16 protein-coding genes and 1 pseudogene are annotated in these 16,022 nt (G+C 30.2%); 12 read left to right on the top strand and 5 right to left on the bottom strand.

The genetic code is table 11. The annotated features are described in order from the left end of the window. The first annotated feature begins 31 nt into the window (after positions 1 to 31). From iorA to Q9969_RS10045, 3 genes are read left to right on the top strand one after another with little or no spacing between them, the layout of a single operon-like run. On the top strand, positions 32 to 1,924 hold the full coding sequence (gene iorA / locus Q9969_RS10035) for an indolepyruvate ferredoxin oxidoreductase subunit alpha (RefSeq protein WP_305557388.1): 1,893 nt from the start codon (positions 32 to 34) through the stop codon (positions 1,922 to 1,924). A gap of 4 nt (positions 1,925 to 1,928) precedes the next feature. After that, complete coding sequence (locus tag Q9969_RS10040) at positions 1,929 to 2,513, top strand: indolepyruvate oxidoreductase subunit beta (RefSeq protein ID WP_305512612.1); 585 nt, start codon at positions 1,929 to 1,931, stop codon at positions 2,511 to 2,513. Positions 2,514 to 2,567: 54 nt separating this feature from the next. After that, positions 2,568 to 2,846, top strand: coding sequence for a hypothetical protein (locus Q9969_RS10045; protein ID WP_305512610.1), 279 nt, complete (start codon positions 2,568 to 2,570; stop codon positions 2,844 to 2,846). 58 nt (positions 2,847 to 2,904) lie between these two features. Here the strand turns inward: Q9969_RS10045 and Q9969_RS10050 are convergent, their stop codons facing one another. Together Q9969_RS10050 and Q9969_RS10055 are read right to left on the bottom strand one after the other, a co-directional pair. Further along, positions 2,905 to 3,336: an amino acid-binding protein gene (locus tag Q9969_RS10050; protein WP_305512608.1), complete on the bottom strand. Its 432-nt coding sequence runs from the start codon at positions 3,334 to 3,336 to the stop codon at positions 2,905 to 2,907. A gap of 4 nt (positions 3,337 to 3,340) precedes the next feature. After that, positions 3,341 to 4,645, bottom strand: coding sequence for a phenylacetate--CoA ligase (locus tag Q9969_RS10055; RefSeq protein WP_305557391.1), 1,305 nt, complete (start codon positions 4,643 to 4,645; stop codon positions 3,341 to 3,343). A gap of 550 nt (positions 4,646 to 5,195) precedes the next feature. On the opposite strand from Q9969_RS10055, the gene Q9969_RS10060 reads away from it, so the two are divergent. The 3 genes from Q9969_RS10060 (at position 5,196) to Q9969_RS11595 (ending at position 7,185) form a co-directional block, all read left to right on the top strand. Next, a complete protein-coding gene (locus Q9969_RS10060; RefSeq protein ID WP_305512604.1) occupies positions 5,196 to 5,360 on the top strand; it encodes a hypothetical protein in 165 nt (54 codons plus the stop codon). 101 nt (positions 5,361 to 5,461) lie between these two features. After that, positions 5,462 to 7,072, top strand: coding sequence for a sodium:solute symporter family protein (locus tag Q9969_RS10065; RefSeq protein WP_305512602.1), 1,611 nt, complete (start codon positions 5,462 to 5,464; stop codon positions 7,070 to 7,072). Then, positions 7,072 to 7,185: a symporter small accessory protein gene (locus Q9969_RS11595; protein ID WP_342765934.1), complete on the top strand. Its 114-nt coding sequence runs from the start codon at positions 7,072 to 7,074 to the stop codon at positions 7,183 to 7,185. Before Q9969_RS10065 ends, Q9969_RS11595 begins: the two co-directional genes overlap by 1 nt. A 25-nt stretch (positions 7,186 to 7,210) precedes the next feature. Here the strand turns inward: Q9969_RS11595 and Q9969_RS10070 are convergent, their stop codons facing one another. Further along, positions 7,211 to 7,747, bottom strand: a complete 537-nt coding sequence (locus tag Q9969_RS10070; RefSeq protein WP_305512600.1) for a DNA-3-methyladenine glycosylase I — start codon at positions 7,745 to 7,747, stop codon at positions 7,211 to 7,213. A 194-nt stretch (positions 7,748 to 7,941) separates the two neighbouring features. Between Q9969_RS10070 and Q9969_RS10075 the strand changes: the two genes are divergently transcribed. Both Q9969_RS10075 and Q9969_RS10080 read left to right on the top strand, forming a co-directional pair. Then, complete coding sequence (locus tag Q9969_RS10075; RefSeq protein ID WP_305557393.1) at positions 7,942 to 8,658, top strand: carboxymuconolactone decarboxylase family protein; 717 nt, start codon at positions 7,942 to 7,944, stop codon at positions 8,656 to 8,658. Positions 8,659 to 8,703: 45 nt separating this feature from the next. Continuing rightward, the gene (locus Q9969_RS10080; protein WP_305557395.1) at positions 8,704 to 10,086 is read left to right on the top strand and encodes a glutamate synthase-related protein; all 1,383 of its coding nucleotides are present in this window, start codon (positions 8,704 to 8,706) and stop codon (positions 10,084 to 10,086) included. 33 nt (positions 10,087 to 10,119) lie between these two features. On the opposite strand, the pseudogene Q9969_RS10085 reads toward Q9969_RS10080, so the two are convergent. Then, positions 10,120 to 10,443, bottom strand: a pseudogene (locus tag Q9969_RS10085) (pyridoxamine 5'-phosphate oxidase); the annotation flags it as partial. Positions 10,444 to 10,803: 360 nt separating this feature from the next. Between Q9969_RS10085 and Q9969_RS10090 the strand changes: the two are divergent. Next, complete coding sequence (locus Q9969_RS10090; protein WP_305557398.1) at positions 10,804 to 11,271, top strand: hypothetical protein; 468 nt, start codon at positions 10,804 to 10,806, stop codon at positions 11,269 to 11,271. Positions 11,272 to 11,303: 32 nt separating this feature from the next. Continuing rightward, a complete protein-coding gene (locus tag Q9969_RS10095; protein ID WP_305557509.1) occupies positions 11,304 to 12,179 on the top strand; it encodes a transposase in 876 nt (291 codons plus the stop codon). Between the two features lie 114 nt (positions 12,180 to 12,293). Here the strand turns inward: Q9969_RS10095 and Q9969_RS10100 are convergent, their stop codons facing one another. Beyond that, complete coding sequence (locus tag Q9969_RS10100) at positions 12,294 to 12,428, bottom strand: hypothetical protein (protein ID WP_305557401.1); 135 nt, start codon at positions 12,426 to 12,428, stop codon at positions 12,294 to 12,296. 251 nt (positions 12,429 to 12,679) lie between these two features. On the opposite strand from Q9969_RS10100, the gene Q9969_RS10105 reads away from it, so the two are divergent. After that, positions 12,680 to 13,510, top strand: coding sequence for a hypothetical protein (locus Q9969_RS10105; protein WP_305557404.1), 831 nt, complete (start codon positions 12,680 to 12,682; stop codon positions 13,508 to 13,510). Positions 13,511 to 13,643: 133 nt separating this feature from the next. Then, entirely contained in the window at positions 13,644 to 15,830 is a 2,187-nt protein-coding gene (locus Q9969_RS10110; RefSeq protein WP_305557407.1) for a hypothetical protein, read from the top strand. Positions 15,831 to 16,022 lie beyond the last annotated feature (192 nt).

A 16,022-nucleotide genomic window follows, 5' to 3' on the forward strand; every position in this document is an offset into this window, starting at 1 on the left:
TTGTATTAATTATAATTTTGAGGAAAATATAATGAATTTAAAAGAATTAGTTACAGGGGGCTCTGGTGAAAAACAATTTTTACTAGGTAATGAAGCTGCAGTTAGGGGAGTAATTGAAGCAGGTGTTTCTATTGCAGCTACCTATCCCGGAACTCCTTCATCAGAAATTGGAAATGTGTTATCAGTTTTGGCTAAGGATGCTAATATTTATTTTGAGTTTTCCACTAATGAAAAAGTTGCTATGGAGGTTGCAGCTACTACAGCTGCTTCAGGTTTGAGATCATTTACTTTTATGAAGCATGTTGGTATGAATGTTGCGGCAGATTCATTCATGACCACTGCATACTCTGGGGTAACTGGCGGAATGGTAATTCTGTCTGCAGACGACCCATCACTCTTTTCATCTCAAAATGAACAAGATACTCGTAATTATGCAAGGTTTGCAAATGTGCCTATTTTAGAGCCATCAAATTGTCAGGAAGTAAAAGACATGGTAAAATATGCATTTGATTTATCAGAACAATTTGGTTTGCCAGTTATTGTTAGAACAACTACACGTGTATCTCACATGAGAGGAGTAGTTGAGTTTGGTGAGGTTAAGGATAATTCATCAAATAATGATGGTCATTGGAGGAGAAGTCACTTTAAAAAAAACCCATCTAAATATGTTCCTATTCCGGCATTTGCAGGGGATATGCATGTTAGATTATGGGATAAAATCCATAAAATTGAAGAGTTAACTAACAAAAGCGAATACAATAGGGAAGTTACTTTGACTGATAATAAAAAATATGCTTTAATTGCTTCAGGTAGCGCATATAATTATGCTCATGATGTTTGTAAATTTAATAGTGTAGATATTAACATATTAAAACTGGGATTTGCTTACCCATTTCCAAAAGATAAAGTTTGTGAATTTTTAAGAGATGTGGATGAGGTATTCATTGTTGAAGAGGTTGACCCGATAATGGAAAGGGAAACTTTAGCTGCTGTTGGGGATGAAAAATTAAAGGTTAAGGTTCATGGTAAGCTTGATGGAACTTTTCCATTGTATCATGAATTCAACTCAGATGTGGTTGCAGATGGATTAAATGACGTATTCAACTTCAAAGAAGATGTTAATGTTAATTATTCATCAAGTTTAAATAAGCTAGAAGAAAATTTACCTTCTCGTGCACCTGTATTATGTGCAGGCTGTCCTCACAGAGCAATGTATTATGGAATAAACCTTGCAATTGATGAATTGGGTTTAAAAACATCAGATGTAATATTTGCTTCAGATATTGGTTGTTATACTCTCGGTATCAATCCGCCATATAATGCTGCTGATTACTTATTGTCTATGGGTTCAAGTGTTGGTGATGGTTGTGGATTTTCCGTTTCAACTGATCAGAAAGTAGCAAGTTTCATTGGGGATTCTACATTTTTCCATAGCGGTATTTCACCATTAATCAATGCAGTACATAATAAACATAATTTTGTCTTAACTGTTTTGGATAATAGAATTACAGCTATGACTGGTGGTCAACCAAATCCGGGCATTCCTGTTGATGGAATGGGTGATGAAGCTCCTGAGGTATCTATTCGTAAATTAGCTCTTGCTTGCGGATGTGATTATGTACGGGTAATTAATCCATTTAATTTAGAACAAGTTGTTAAAACTTATAAGGAAGCATTTGAAAGACAGGATACTGCAGTAATCATATCAAAAGCTCCATGTACTTTAATCAAAGGTTTAACTAAAAAACCTCCAGTTCATTTAGTTGAGAAAAACTGCAATCATTGTGATAAATGTGTAAGCGCATTGGCTTGTCCGGCTATTTCAAAAGTCAATGGCAAAATTGTCATTGATGAATCACAATGTGATGGATGTAATGTGTGTATACAAGTCTGTAAATATGGTGCACTGGAAGCAGGTAGGTGATAATATGGATAATCATTATAATATTTATATTTGTGGTGTGGGAGGTCAAGGAATTATTAAAACTTCTACAATCATAGGTGAAGCTGCAATGACTCAAGGTTTGGATGTAGTGATGAGTGAAATTCACGGCATGTCTCAAAGAGGAGGATCAGTTTCTACTGAATTAAAAATTGGAGGATACAACTCATCAATTATACCAAATCATGCAGCAGACATGTTACTTTCTTTTGAACCGGTTGAAACAATAAGAGGACTTGATAAAGTAAACTCAGAAACTAAAATTGTTTACAATACTCATCCGATTATTCCATCTTCAACCAATAATCCTTATCCGAGTGTGGACAGCATCACTAAGACTCTAAAAGAAAATTTCAATCATGTACTTCCAATTAATGGAACTCAATTGGCTATTGATGCTGGAAGTGTTTTATCTTTAAACATGGTTCTTTTAGGAGCTGTCACTGCTGATGATAAGTTTCCATTAACAAAAGAATCAGTTATTGATGCAATGAAAAATAATTTAAAACCTAAATTTCATGCAATGAATTTAAAAGCAATTGAAAGTGGATATAAATCTATCAAAGGTTAAATTTTAAATAGTAATTGTAATAAAATATTATTATATAATAACAGTTGTGGTATTATGGTGTATAAAATTGACAATGCTATCGTAAAAAAAGACAGGGACGGTAGAATAACACTAATCGACCCAGACAATGTTTTCAAGGATGAAGATGCGTTTATTGCAGTTAAAAGTGATGATTTGATTACTATTCAGCTTTTAATTAACGGTATTTTACATAATGATTTTAAAAGTTGGAGAGAATTAGGAGTCATTCCTGAAAATGAGCCTCTAAAAAGCCTTTTCGTACGTTTAGGTTATTCAAAAGAGGATGTAGCTAATTTATTAAAAGAATTCTAGCTATTTTCTTTTTCACTATTTTTTAAAAAATAAGTATTAGAAAAGAAGTTAATCTTTTCTATAACTCTTTTATGTCTTTGTTATCTAATATTTTAATATTGGAATCTTTTAAAGCTTCAATAGCCTTTTCCATATTCTCTAATCGCATTACAACAATGGCTTCATCTGTTTTACTACTTACAAATGCATATAAATATTCTAGATTAATATTTTTTTCATCAAAGATGGCCAATGTTGAATTTAATCCATTAGGCTCATCTGGAATTGCTAAAATAATAACTTCATTTTCTTTAACAACAAAATTATTCTTTTCGAGAGCTTCAATTGCTTTTGCATTATCTGAAACAATTAGTCTTAAAATTCCATATTTTGCAGTATCTGCAATGGATAATGCTCGAATATTAATATTCTCTTTAGCCAATGTGTCTATTGCTTTTTTAATTCTTCCTTCTTTATTTTCAACGAAAATTGAAATTTGTTTAACTGCCATGTTTTCACCTTTCAAAGTCTCTTTCATCAATTACACGAATAGCTTTACCTTCACTTCTTGGAAGTGATTCCGGTTCACAAATAGTCACATCCATTCTAAGTCCTGTTTCTGATCTGATGGATGATTGAATTTCTTTTTCCACTCTTTCCATTTCTTTCATTTCATCGGAGAATAGTTCTTTTGTAGCTTCTACTCTAACTTCAACTTCATCTAAAATATCCGGTCTTGTTACATGGATTAAGTAATTAGGGGTAATTCCACTAACTTTAAGCAATGCTTTTTCAATTTGTGATGGGAAAACCATAACTCCTTTGATTTTTAGCATATCATCACTTCTTCCAGTGATTCTTGTCATTCTAACAGTAGTCCTTCCACATTCACATTTTTCACCAACAAGTGAGGTCAGATCTTTTGTTCTAAATCTTAGAATAGGCATTCCAGTTTTAGTTAATGAGGTTAATACAAGTTCTCCTTTTTCACCATAATCAAGTGTTTCTCCAGTTTCAGAGTCGATAATTTCAGGGTAGAAATGGTCATCTTGAATGTGCATGCCGTTTTGTTCACCACATTCCTGAGCAATACCTGGCCCCATAACCTCTGTTAATCCATAAATGTTATGTGTTTTAATTCCAAGGGAGTTTTCGATTCTATTTCTCATTTCAGTGGTCCACATTTCAGCTCCATGTATACCTGCTTTTAAGTTAATGTTTTTGAGAGGGATTCCGGCTTTTTCTCTGGATTCTCCAAGATACATTGCATATGAAGGAGTACAAGTTAAAATATCACTTTGGAAATCTATCATTGTATCTAATTGTCTTTTTGTGTTACCTGCTGAAATTGGGATAGTTATTGCACCCATTCTATTTCCTCCGTGGTGAATGCCAAATCCTCCGGTAAATAATCCGTATCCGTATGCATTTTGAATAATGTATTCTTTTTCGGTACCTGCCATTTTAAGTCCACGTGCAATACATTCTCCCCAGATATCTAAGTCATTTTGAGTGTATGCGGTTACAGTTGGTTTTCCAGTGGTTCCGGATGATGCATGAACTTCTACGATTTCATCACGAGGTACCGCAAGCAATCCTAGGGGATATGCCTGTCTTAAGTCACTTTTTGTTGTAAATGGGATTTTTTCAATATCTTTCAATGTTTTAATATCTTCTGGTTTTAAATTAATTTCATCAAAACGTTTTCTATAAAACTCTACATTTTCATATGCGAGTCTTACAGTTTTTTTAAGTCTTTTAAGTTGAATTTCCTCTTTATTTTCTTTACTCATACATTCTGCTTCTTCATTCCAAAACATGATATCCCTATTTATCAAATTTTTCTCAATATGTTAAATATCCAATTTAGTTCATATAAAACTTTGTTATGCAGTTTAATTTTCATAATTAAATTTTTTTACACATGTTATCTGATATTGATTTTATCTTCTCAAATATTAATTAAAAGAAAATATTTACTTTATATTATATATCATCTTTTTATAGCTATCAAATAATAAATTCAAGTTCTGATTAATATGTATGACAAATTTAAACAAGGCATATTGGAATTTGAACAGAGAAACTATGAAAATGCATTTAATCATTTTGAAAAATGCTTTTAAATATCCATAAAAGTGAAACGCCCATCGGATCATTACAAACCATAAGATATAATATATATTAAAATTAATAACCGGCCGACTTTTCCATTTAAACCGTTTAAAAAAATTTCAATTTATGGAAAAATATCTTCAAAGCACTATTTCAAGTGTAAAAAGCACTCCGAACATTAAATAATCTCTCTCCAATTCCAAAATCAAAATTTTAAAAAATCACATTATTGGACAGACTCGACATATATTTTTCATGATTGTGGAGAAATTATTAAAATTTATTCTTTATGGTCGACTTTCTGAGGATTTAAATGCACAATCATTATTGGCTCAGGAGTTAGATTTGTCAATTGATGAAGCATTAAAAATCATGTTTGATTTTAAAGAAAATGATAAAATCTTTGGCGAAACCTATTGAGTTAATTATTTTGTTGTATAAATTAACATAATGTTTAAATATTTTTTTAATTAAATATGTAATTGGAATAATTTTATTATTATTTTTAGAGGTAATTATTTATGGACGTTATGATTTTAGCAATAATATTTATAGTGTACATATTTACCTTAGTATTTGTAGGATATTATGCCTATAAACAAACTAATTCTTCTGAAGACTTCATGATTGCTGGTAAAGATACTCACCCATTTATCATGGCAATGAGTTATGGTGCAACTTTCATATCCACGGCAGCTATTGTAGGTTTTGGAGGAGTGGCTGGTGAATATGGAATGAGTGTTTTATGGCTTGCATTCTTAAATATTATTGTTGGTGTATTTATTGCATTTGTATTTTTAGGAAAAAGAACTCGTCGTATGGGTCATGCATTAGGGTCTTTGACCTTTCCTGAATTTTTAGGAAAGAGATTCGATTCTAAATTTATCCATTATACTTCAGGGTTAATTATATTTTGCGCAATGCCATTATATGCAGCTGTAGTTTTAATCGGAGCTGCAAGATTTTTGGAATCTTCTTTATTAATTGATTTCAGTATTGCACTTTTAATCTTGTCAATTATTATTACATTTTATGTATTATTTGGAGGAATACGTGGTGTAATGTATACTGATGCATTACAAGGAACAATCATGGTTGTTGCAATGCTATTCTTACTTGTATTTGTCTATTGGTTGCTTGGAGGAGTTGATACTGCAAACACTGCTTTAACAAACATGGTTAATTTATACCCTGCCGAAGCCACTGCAAAAGGAGGTACGGGATGGACCGCATTTCCAGAGTTCGGAACACCGTTCTGGTGGTCTCTTGTATCATCTACTTTAATTGGCGTAGGTATTGGTGTACTGGCACAACCTTCCTTGATCGTAAGATTCATGACAGTTAAATCAGATAAAGAATTAAACCGGTCTGTTTTAATAGGGGGTATATTCATCGCAATCATGCCAACAACAGCTTATATTGTCGGATCTCTTTCAAATGTCTACTTCTTTGAAAAATTAGGCAAAATCGCAGTAGATGTAGTTGGAGGAAACATCGACAAAATCATTCCAACATTTATCACAATGGCACTGCCTGAATGGTTTGTATATATCTTCTTACTATCCTTAATTGCAGCTGCAATGTCAACAATATCTTCACAATTACATACTCAGGGAACTGCATTTGGTGTAGACATTTATGGAACAATAAGAAATAAATCCAAACAAAAACTAGATCAGGTAAGTATTTCAAGAATTGGTATTTTAATAGCCATTATTTCAGCATTGGTAATGGCTTTTTCACTTCCAGGAAGTGTGGTTGCATTAGGCACAAGTTTATTTTTTGAAATTTGTGCAGCTGCATTTTTGCCAGTATTTTTAGGTGCTCTTTACTGGAAAGGAATTACAAAACTTGGAGCTATTGCTGGAATATTGTCTGGAACTTTTGTAAGTTTATTCTGGATGGTATTTGTATTTGCAAAAACAGCTACTGGACTTGGAATATGCAAATTCATTTTTGGTGTGAATACTTTATTATCCGTTGCACCATGGCCATATATTGATGTAATGTTAATAGCAGTGCCGATTTCAACAATTTTTGTTATTGTAGTAAGTTTACTTACCAAGCCTCCTGCTCAAGAGGTTATTGATAATGCATTTAAAGATATAAATAAAAGAGGAAGTGATGCTTAATGATGATTTTCGGAATAGAAGATCCTGGAATTTGGGGTGTTTATTTAGGAATTATCTTATCTACACTTTTATGCATTGTTTATGGTATTATGTATTGGAACAAAGACGAGTAATTCAATTACTCTCTTATTTTTTATTTTAATATTTGAAACAGTCTTTCTGATGATTGTCTATAATTCCAACAGATTCTAAATAGGAATAGATTATTGTCGGTCCAACGAATTTCATTCCACGTTTTTTCAAATCTTTAGAAATCTCTTTAGATAAATCGGATTCAGTTAAAAATTCTGCTTTTATGATGTTGCCATCTGTAAAAGACCATATATATTCATTAAAACTTCCAAACTCTTGTTGAATTTCAACAAATACACAGGCATTGTTAATTGCTGAGGTAATTTTACCTTTATGGCGGATGATCCCTTTATTTTCCAAAAGTTCATTAATTTTATCTTCATCATACTTAGATACTTTTTCAACATTAAAGTTATCAAAAGCCTTTTTGAAGTTTTCACGTTTTTTTAGGATAGTTATCCATGAAAGTCCTGCTTGAAAAGATTCTAAAACAAGCATTTCAAATAGTTCCCTATCATCATGAGTTGCCACGCCCCATTCTTCATCATGATACCTTATATACAACTCATCATCACCTGTCCAAGTGCATCGATTTTTATTCATAGAAATATTATTGAAAATTTAGTTTAAATAAATTTCTAAAAAATAGAGGAATCTATATTTCTGAATTTTATTTTTTAACTTTGCAATACCTTTTTCATTGGTTTTTGATTTCTAGGTTTTACCATCATGCTTTTTAGCTGATTTTTGCATATATCTTTATAGTTTATTAATCTTATTTTAAATTAGTGATAAAAATGAATGAATTATTTGAGAATTTTAATCGTATTGAGATACATGACCCTGAATTTCATGAAATTTTCAAAAACTTTGCATTTAATGAAGTTTTTGAATATTCTAATTTAAGTGAAAAAGAATCTATTCTTGTTATTTTGGCATCTTTAATCGCTTGTCAATCACCTAAAGCATTTAAAAAAATATTTCTTTCTGCTTTAGATAAAGAAATTTCTCCTGAAGAGGTTAAAGAGTTACTTTATCAATCGGTACCTTATGTTGGTTTTGGCCGTGCCCATAACTTTTTCGGCATTGTTATTAAAGTATTTGATAAAAAAGGAATTGAATTGCCTTTAGGTAATAGGGCGAATATTACTTCTGAAAATAGATATCAAAAAGGTCGTGAAATTCAAGAGAGTTATTTTGGAAGCGAAGTGGTTGAAATGATCAACGATACAACTCCCGAGGGTCAAAAACATTTCAATACCTTTTTAGAAGGTTTTTGTTTTGGTGATTTCTATTCACGTGATGGTTTAAATGATAACCAAAGAGAATTGATAACATTTGTTTTTATTGCAACTTTAGGAGGGTGTGAAAATCAGCTTAAAGGTCATATTCAAGCTAATTTAACACTAGGAAATACTAAAGAAATATTGATTTCCACCATAACAATTATTTTGCCCTATATCGGTTTTCCAAGATCTTTCAATGCTTTAAGTCTTATTAATGGGGCATGTTGATATCTTTTTATATTATGTTGTTTATAATAATCAATAGGTGAGATTATGAGATATAAATGTACAGTTTGTGGTTATATTCATGATGAAGAAGCAACAGGCATATTATTGAAAGATTTAGACAAATGCCCTATCTGTGGTCAACCTATTTCTAAATTTGTCAAGTTGGAAGAATCTCCATTAAATGAAAGTACCGAATTAACTGTATCTGATTTATCTTATGATAGAGATTTTGCAAAAAGTGATGTTGAAATCAGGTTCATGGATGAAATTCACCAGATGGCTGTAAATGGCCAATCAGTAGTGTCTGCAATGTACACGGAATTGCCAATGCCAAATTGGGATGAAATTTTGATTTTAGGCAATCAATTAAATCCGCAACCATTGGAATCTGATGTTAATGTAAATACTCAAACAATCATCGGCAAAAATGCAAAAAAACCATTAATTATTGAATCTCCAATTTATATTGCTCACATGTCTTTCGGTGCATTATCTAGGGAAACAAAAATTTCACTTGCTAAAGGAGGGGCAGGCATTAAAACAGCTCAATGTAGTGGTGAAGGAGGAATATTGCCTGATGAAATGAAAAATGCTTATAAATTCATATTTGAGTATGTTCCTAATCAATATTCAGTAACTGAATATAATTTGAAAAATGTTGATGCAATTGAAATTAAAATAGGCCAATCAACTAAACCGGGTCTTGGAGGTCAACTTCCGGGGGATAAAGTAACTTCTCAAATTGCTGAAATTAGAGGAAAAATGATTGGTGAAGATATTCACTCTCCTGCAACATTGCCTAATGTTTCAACAAAAGAAGACTTAAGGGATTTAGTCGACGATTTAAGAGAATGTTCTCAGGTTCCAATCGGCATTAAATTTGCAGCAGGTAGAATCGAAGAAGATTTAGAATATATTCTGCATGCTCAACCGGATTTCATAACAATTGATGGTCGTGGAGGATCAACCGGTGCAAGCCCAAAATTAATCAGAGATTCTACTTCTGTTCCAACAATATTTGCACTTTCACGAGCTCGTAAATATTTAGATGAACATGAAAGCGGCATTGATTTAACCATAACTGGGGGGTTGAGAGTGTCTTCTGACTTTGCAAAAGCTCTTGCTATGGGTGCTAATGCAGTAGCTATTGGTACTGCTGTTATGATGGCTGCAGCTTGCCAACAATATAAAATTTGTGAGGGTGGAAACTGTCCAGTAGGTGTTGCAACTCAAGATGATGATTTGCGTAAAAGATTAAAAATCGAAATTGCTTCTAAAAGAGTTGAAAATTTTTTAAGAGTTTCTAATGATGAACTAAAGACTTTTGCACGAATTACTGGCCATAATGATGTACATGATTTAAATATTAATGATTTATGCACAATCAATTCTGAAATATCCAATTACACTGATATCAGACATGTTTAATTAAAAAAATAATGTGTATTAATGTTTTAGACATTAATACTTAAATTCATATGATTCTTCAACATCCATGATATTTCTGATTTCAGCTGTGGCATTGTCAAGGTAGAATGTACCCATTTCCCAATTATTGGATTCATATAATTCTTTAATATCTGGCATGAGTTCAAATGCTTTTTTGTTAATTTCTTCATTTTTATCAAGTATTGCCTCGCCATGGTATCTAAGGAAGTGTTTCCCGTCCCATGCAGCTATTTCAACATGAGGATTTGCTTCCATTTGTTTATATACTGCTTTGAATGTTCCAACTCCGAAGAAAATTTTATCTCCTTCTAATAAATGGAATCCAATCGGTCTTACTTTTGGTTTTTTGTTAAAATTTCATCTACTTTTTCAATATCTGACATGTTTACACCTCTCTTTATATATTCTATAAAATTAAAAGTTCTATTTATTTTCTTTCTTTATCCTTCATTCCTAGAAACTTAAGATTTTTTATTTTTTTTATCATTGTTTATTCATTGAAAATTGCTAATTTTGATTTATTTTGCTTTAATCAGTTATTATTTATTTTAATACTTTATTAATTAATTTTAATTTATTTATATCTAATTTTAATAATTATTAATAGTTTATTTTAAATATTATTAATTATATATATATTTATATAAGTAATTAAAGTTTTTTAATCATGAATTTATTTGATTGGGGGTTGGATTGATGTATTCTTATGATAGATTTGTCAAAGATTTTTTCAGTTTATTTGATGTTTTTATATCTGAAAAATATGTAACTGAAGATAATAAGTTTATTAGAGATAGAAAAATGACTCAAAAAGAGTATACAACATTTATTCTTTCTCAAAGAAGCTGTACATCTTATATTGAAACGATTAGATTTTTCACAATAGGATTGAATAAGAAGTTTAAAACAATTTCTAGCCAAGGAATTGGAAAACAAAGAATGTTCATTGACCCAAAAGTTTTTATTGATATGAATGAATCTTTTATTGACCAATTATATGGCAAATATTCTGGATTTTCAAAATTTAAAGGATATATTGTTAGTGCTTGTGATGGAAGTATTATTGATCTTCCCAATGTTACTTTAACACGTGAAGAATTCCCTGTTGGTGATGAAAACCTGTTAAAAGAAAAAGAATTCGTGCAAGAGTTTCATGTCTTTTAGACGTTCATTCTAAACATATTTTAACAGCAAAAATTGTTGAAACAACAATAAATGAAGTAGATTTAGCAATTGAACATTTAGAGAACTTAAAACAAAGATTAAACATTACAAAATTAATTACCATTTACGATCGAGGATATTCATCAATCGAACTCATGGCAAAAACCATTGATTTAAACTCTAAATTTTTAATAAGACTACCAAAAAATGTATTTAGACATTTAATCAAACAAATGAAGACTAATGATGAAATTATAAAAATAAATTTAACAAATAATAGATTAAGTCATTTTGATGATGAAAATTTAAAAGAAAAAGCAAGAAAGATGGGGCGATTAGAAATTCGCATAGCATTAGTAGATATTGGTAAGAACGAACCTGAAATACTTGCAACAAATTTAACATCTGAAGAATTCTCAACAGAAGATTTAAAAGAATTATATGGTAAAAGATGGGCAGTTGAAACTGGATTTGACAGATTAAAAAATTTAATCGAAATCGAAGATTTCAGCGGAATTCGAAGAACAATAATCGAACAAGATTTTCACGCCCACATATTCGTTTATAACCTAGCAATGACAATTAAAAATCATGCAGAAAACAATATAACAAGAATACCCAGAAATAAAGATGAAAAAATAATTTATCAGTCGAATTTCGCAAAAATAACGGGAAACATCTATTTATTCTTATTTGACCTAATATTTGAAACGCAAACGAAAAGAGAGCAAATAATCGATTTTATAGTAAAAGAAGCATCTAAAGAACTAATACAATATAAAGAAAATCAATACAATAATAAAGAACGAAAAACCCCGGATGTTTATAATAAACATCCAGGAAACAAGAAAAAACACACTAATCAAATAATTTCACCAAAAATTAGTGAGTTTTCACATCTTGTTTAATAGTTCTGTTCACAAATCATATAAAAAACTTACGAAAATCAAATCCTAATCCCAAAATAATATAACAACGTTATCAAATAAACAGAATTAATAAAAAATTTCACATGAAAAATCTTAAGTTTCTAGGAATGCTTTTAATCTTCCATGAATTTCATAGTATTCAAGCCATTCTTTAATTTCTACCTCATCAATAATGGAATTAATAATCTTATCCTGCAAGGAATGTGCATTATGTTTTGAATAATTCAACTGAAAACATTCAGTATTAACTTAATTGGAGAACATTATGTTTAGAAGAAGGATTTCCAATTAGAGTAAAAATTAAACGATATTTTTGCCACGATTGCGGAAAAAAATCTCAAGCAGAGTTTACAGGATTCTATGATAAATTCTGTAATTTATCCAATGATTTCAAAAATAAAATAATTAATGCCCGTGAAAACAGTTGGATATCTCTAAGAAATATTAAAAGACTCATTAAAGACTGGTTTGGAATTAAAGTGTCTCATGAAACCATAAGAAAAGCTTTATTGGTCGAAGGTGAATTTTATTATTTCAACGATGAGTTGAAATTGTCTGGATATTACGGATATGACGAACAGTGGGAGAGAGTTAACGGAAACTGGGTTTACTACCTTGTACTCTTTGATTTAGTCAATAACGTACCTGTGGCATCGATGCTAACTGAAATATTAAATGAGAATGTAATTGAAAATTTTATTTATATGAGTATTCCTTTTAAAGACCGTGTTGCAATTGTTACGGATTTAAAAACGGAATATGATAAAATAATGAGCAAATTAGGATTTATTCACCAACATTGTACTTTTCACTTGGAAAAAAACATTAAAAGTAACATGGAAAAGAAAATAAACAAAAATATGACTAATTATCGCTTTGAATTAAAAAATACTCATCCTAAATACTCTGATGACAATCTTGATGAAATTATAAAAAAGAAAAAAGAAGAAGTAAAAAAAGAAATATGGAAATATATTGCTGAATTTATGAAATTATTTAAACAACCAACCTTTGATGAAGCAATTGAGTATATAAAATTTTTAAAAGATGAAATAAAATATTATCCAGAACATTTGGCCAAGTATCTAAAAAAGAATTTTTTCCCAGAATACAGAAAATTCCTAAGATTCCTTGAAGATGATTATAAAAGACATTTAGAACCAACAAATAATAAATTAGAAAATTTCAATGGCAATACAATGCCAAAATACGAAAAAAGAAGTTATAGGACTATGCAAGGATTATGGAGTGCATTAATGCATAAAAACGATGGTTGGACAAAAAGAAGAAATGAAGACCTAACAAATTGACAGTCCCAGGTTGATTCAGAACAGTTAATTATTTATAGATGATTGTATAGAATCATTATTAATTATTTAAATATTATATTGATTCAATTTCATTTAATTATGAAAATATTAAGATCCGGAGGATTGATATAAAATGATTAAGAATTTAAATAAAGTTATAATAGTGTTTTTATTTTTAATATTTTTATCTATTTCAGTTGTTTCAGCACAAGACAATGCAACATCTGAAATAGATTTAAGTGAAAATACTACAATTTTAGAAGTTGAAGCTGATGATAAATTAAATGTTGAAATGAACAAAAGCGATTTAAAAGGATCTACTTCAACATTTACTGATTTGCAAAACATAATCAATGGTGCAAGTTCTGGTAGTACAATAACTCTAAATAAAGACTATACATATGTATTTGGAGATAATGCGATAATAATTAATAAACCTTTAACTATTGATGGTAAAAACCATGTACTTAACGGAAGATTAGCTACACGAATATTCTGGATAGGTGACAATCAAGTCACATTAAAAAATATAAGATTCATAAATGCTAATAATACTCAAACAGATTGGGGTGGTGCCATTGACTGGTTTGGAGATAATGTTAATTTAGAAAATTGTTACTTTGAAAATAACCACGCACGTAAACTTGGTGGTGCTATTTACTTACATGGAACACAAGGCAATATAAAAAACTGCACTTTTAACAATAACCATGCAGATGTTGGTGGTGCTGTTTATTGGAATGGTAATAATGGTAAATTAAGTGCTTGTTCTTTTAATAATAATCATGCAGATGGGTATGGTGGTGCTGTTTATTGGCATGGTGATAATGGTTTTTTAAGTGCTTGTTCTTTTGTTAATAACCATGCTAAATGGTATGGTGGTGCTGTTTATTGGAATGGTAATAATGGTAAATTAAGTGCTTGTTCTTTTAATAATAACCATGCAAAGTATGAAGGTGCTGTTAAATGGACTGGTAATCATGGTAAATTAAAGAATTGTTCTTTTGTTAATAACCATGCAGATGATGATGGTGGTGCTGTTTGTTGGACTGGTGCTAATGGTTTTTTAAGTGCTTGTTCTTTTGTTAATAATCATGCAGATGCTGGTGGTGGTGCTGTTTGGTGGACTGGTGATAATGGTTTTTTAAGTGCTTGTTCTTTTGTTAATAACCATGCTAAATGGGGTGGTGCTGTTTTTTGGGATGGTGATAATGGTAAATTAAGTAGTTGTTCTTTTGTTAATAACCATGCTAAAAAATTTAAAGGTAATGTTATTTATTGGTTTAAGTCAGGTGATATATTTGCTTGTACTTTTAGTGTATTTCGTCCTAAAAATACAAACACTGTTACTGTTAATAACTTAATTTACTACGAAAAAAATAATTACAATGTTAATTACTATGAAAATGGTAATAAAATCCTTAATAGTGGGATAAATAAGAATATTACTTTTTTTAATTTAAACAGTGGAAAACACACTATTAAAATGATTTATAAAAAAGACGGTAATGATTTGACTAATGATTTAATTATTACTGGTGATTCTTATTTAAATTCTAATAATGTGTATATGTTTTATAATGATGGGACAAAATATAAGGTAAAATTAACAGACTACCAAGGAAAACCTTTAATTTATAAAAATCTTCAAATCACAATCAAAAATAAAAAATACAACCTAAAAACAGACAAATATGGCTATGCTACTATACTTCTCAAACAAAAACCTGGACAATACTCAATAATAGCTAAATTCAATGGAGATAAAGATTATGGTCCAAGCACCTTCACAACCAAGATAAAAATCTTAAAATCCCCAATAACAAAAAATAAAAACTTAAAAATTTATTTCATGGGTGGAACATTTAAAGTACAAATAATACATGCAAATGGTAAAAATGTAGGCGCTGGAAAAACAGTAAAATTCACAATATCAGGAAAAACATACACCAAAAAAACAGACAAAAATGGATACGCAAGCCTAAAAATCACACAAAAACCAAAAACACACACCATAACCACAAAATACACCAAATTCATCACAAAAAATAAAATCACAATCCAACCACTACTAACAGCAAAAAACATCATAAAGAAAAAAACAAAAACAACAAAATTCCAGGCCAAACTAGTAAACACAAAAGGAAAACCACAAGCAAAAAAGAAAATAACATTTAAATTCAAAGGAAAAAAATACAAAAAACTAACAAACAAAAAAGGAATAGCCACACTAAAAATCAAAAACCTAAAAAAAGGCAAATACAACATCTACACACAATACACCAAATCAAAAATAAAAAACACAATAACAATCAAATAAAAAAAAAAGAATAAGGAACCACCAATACTTCCTTATTTTAACCTTTTTTTAGTTTTGAATAATTCAACTGAAAACATTCAGTATTAACAGAAAGAGATTGTTACTTATGGGGGAAATAAGTTTTTAAGCATAGAAGCGGGGTCGGGTGTAGGCAAAACCCGTGTTTTAATTGAAAAAGTTAATTATATGGTA

Origin of the sequence: Methanobrevibacter sp. V74, assembly GCF_963082495.1 — an archaeon.
Taxonomy (GTDB): Archaea; Methanobacteriota; Methanobacteria; order Methanobacteriales; family Methanobacteriaceae; genus Methanocatella.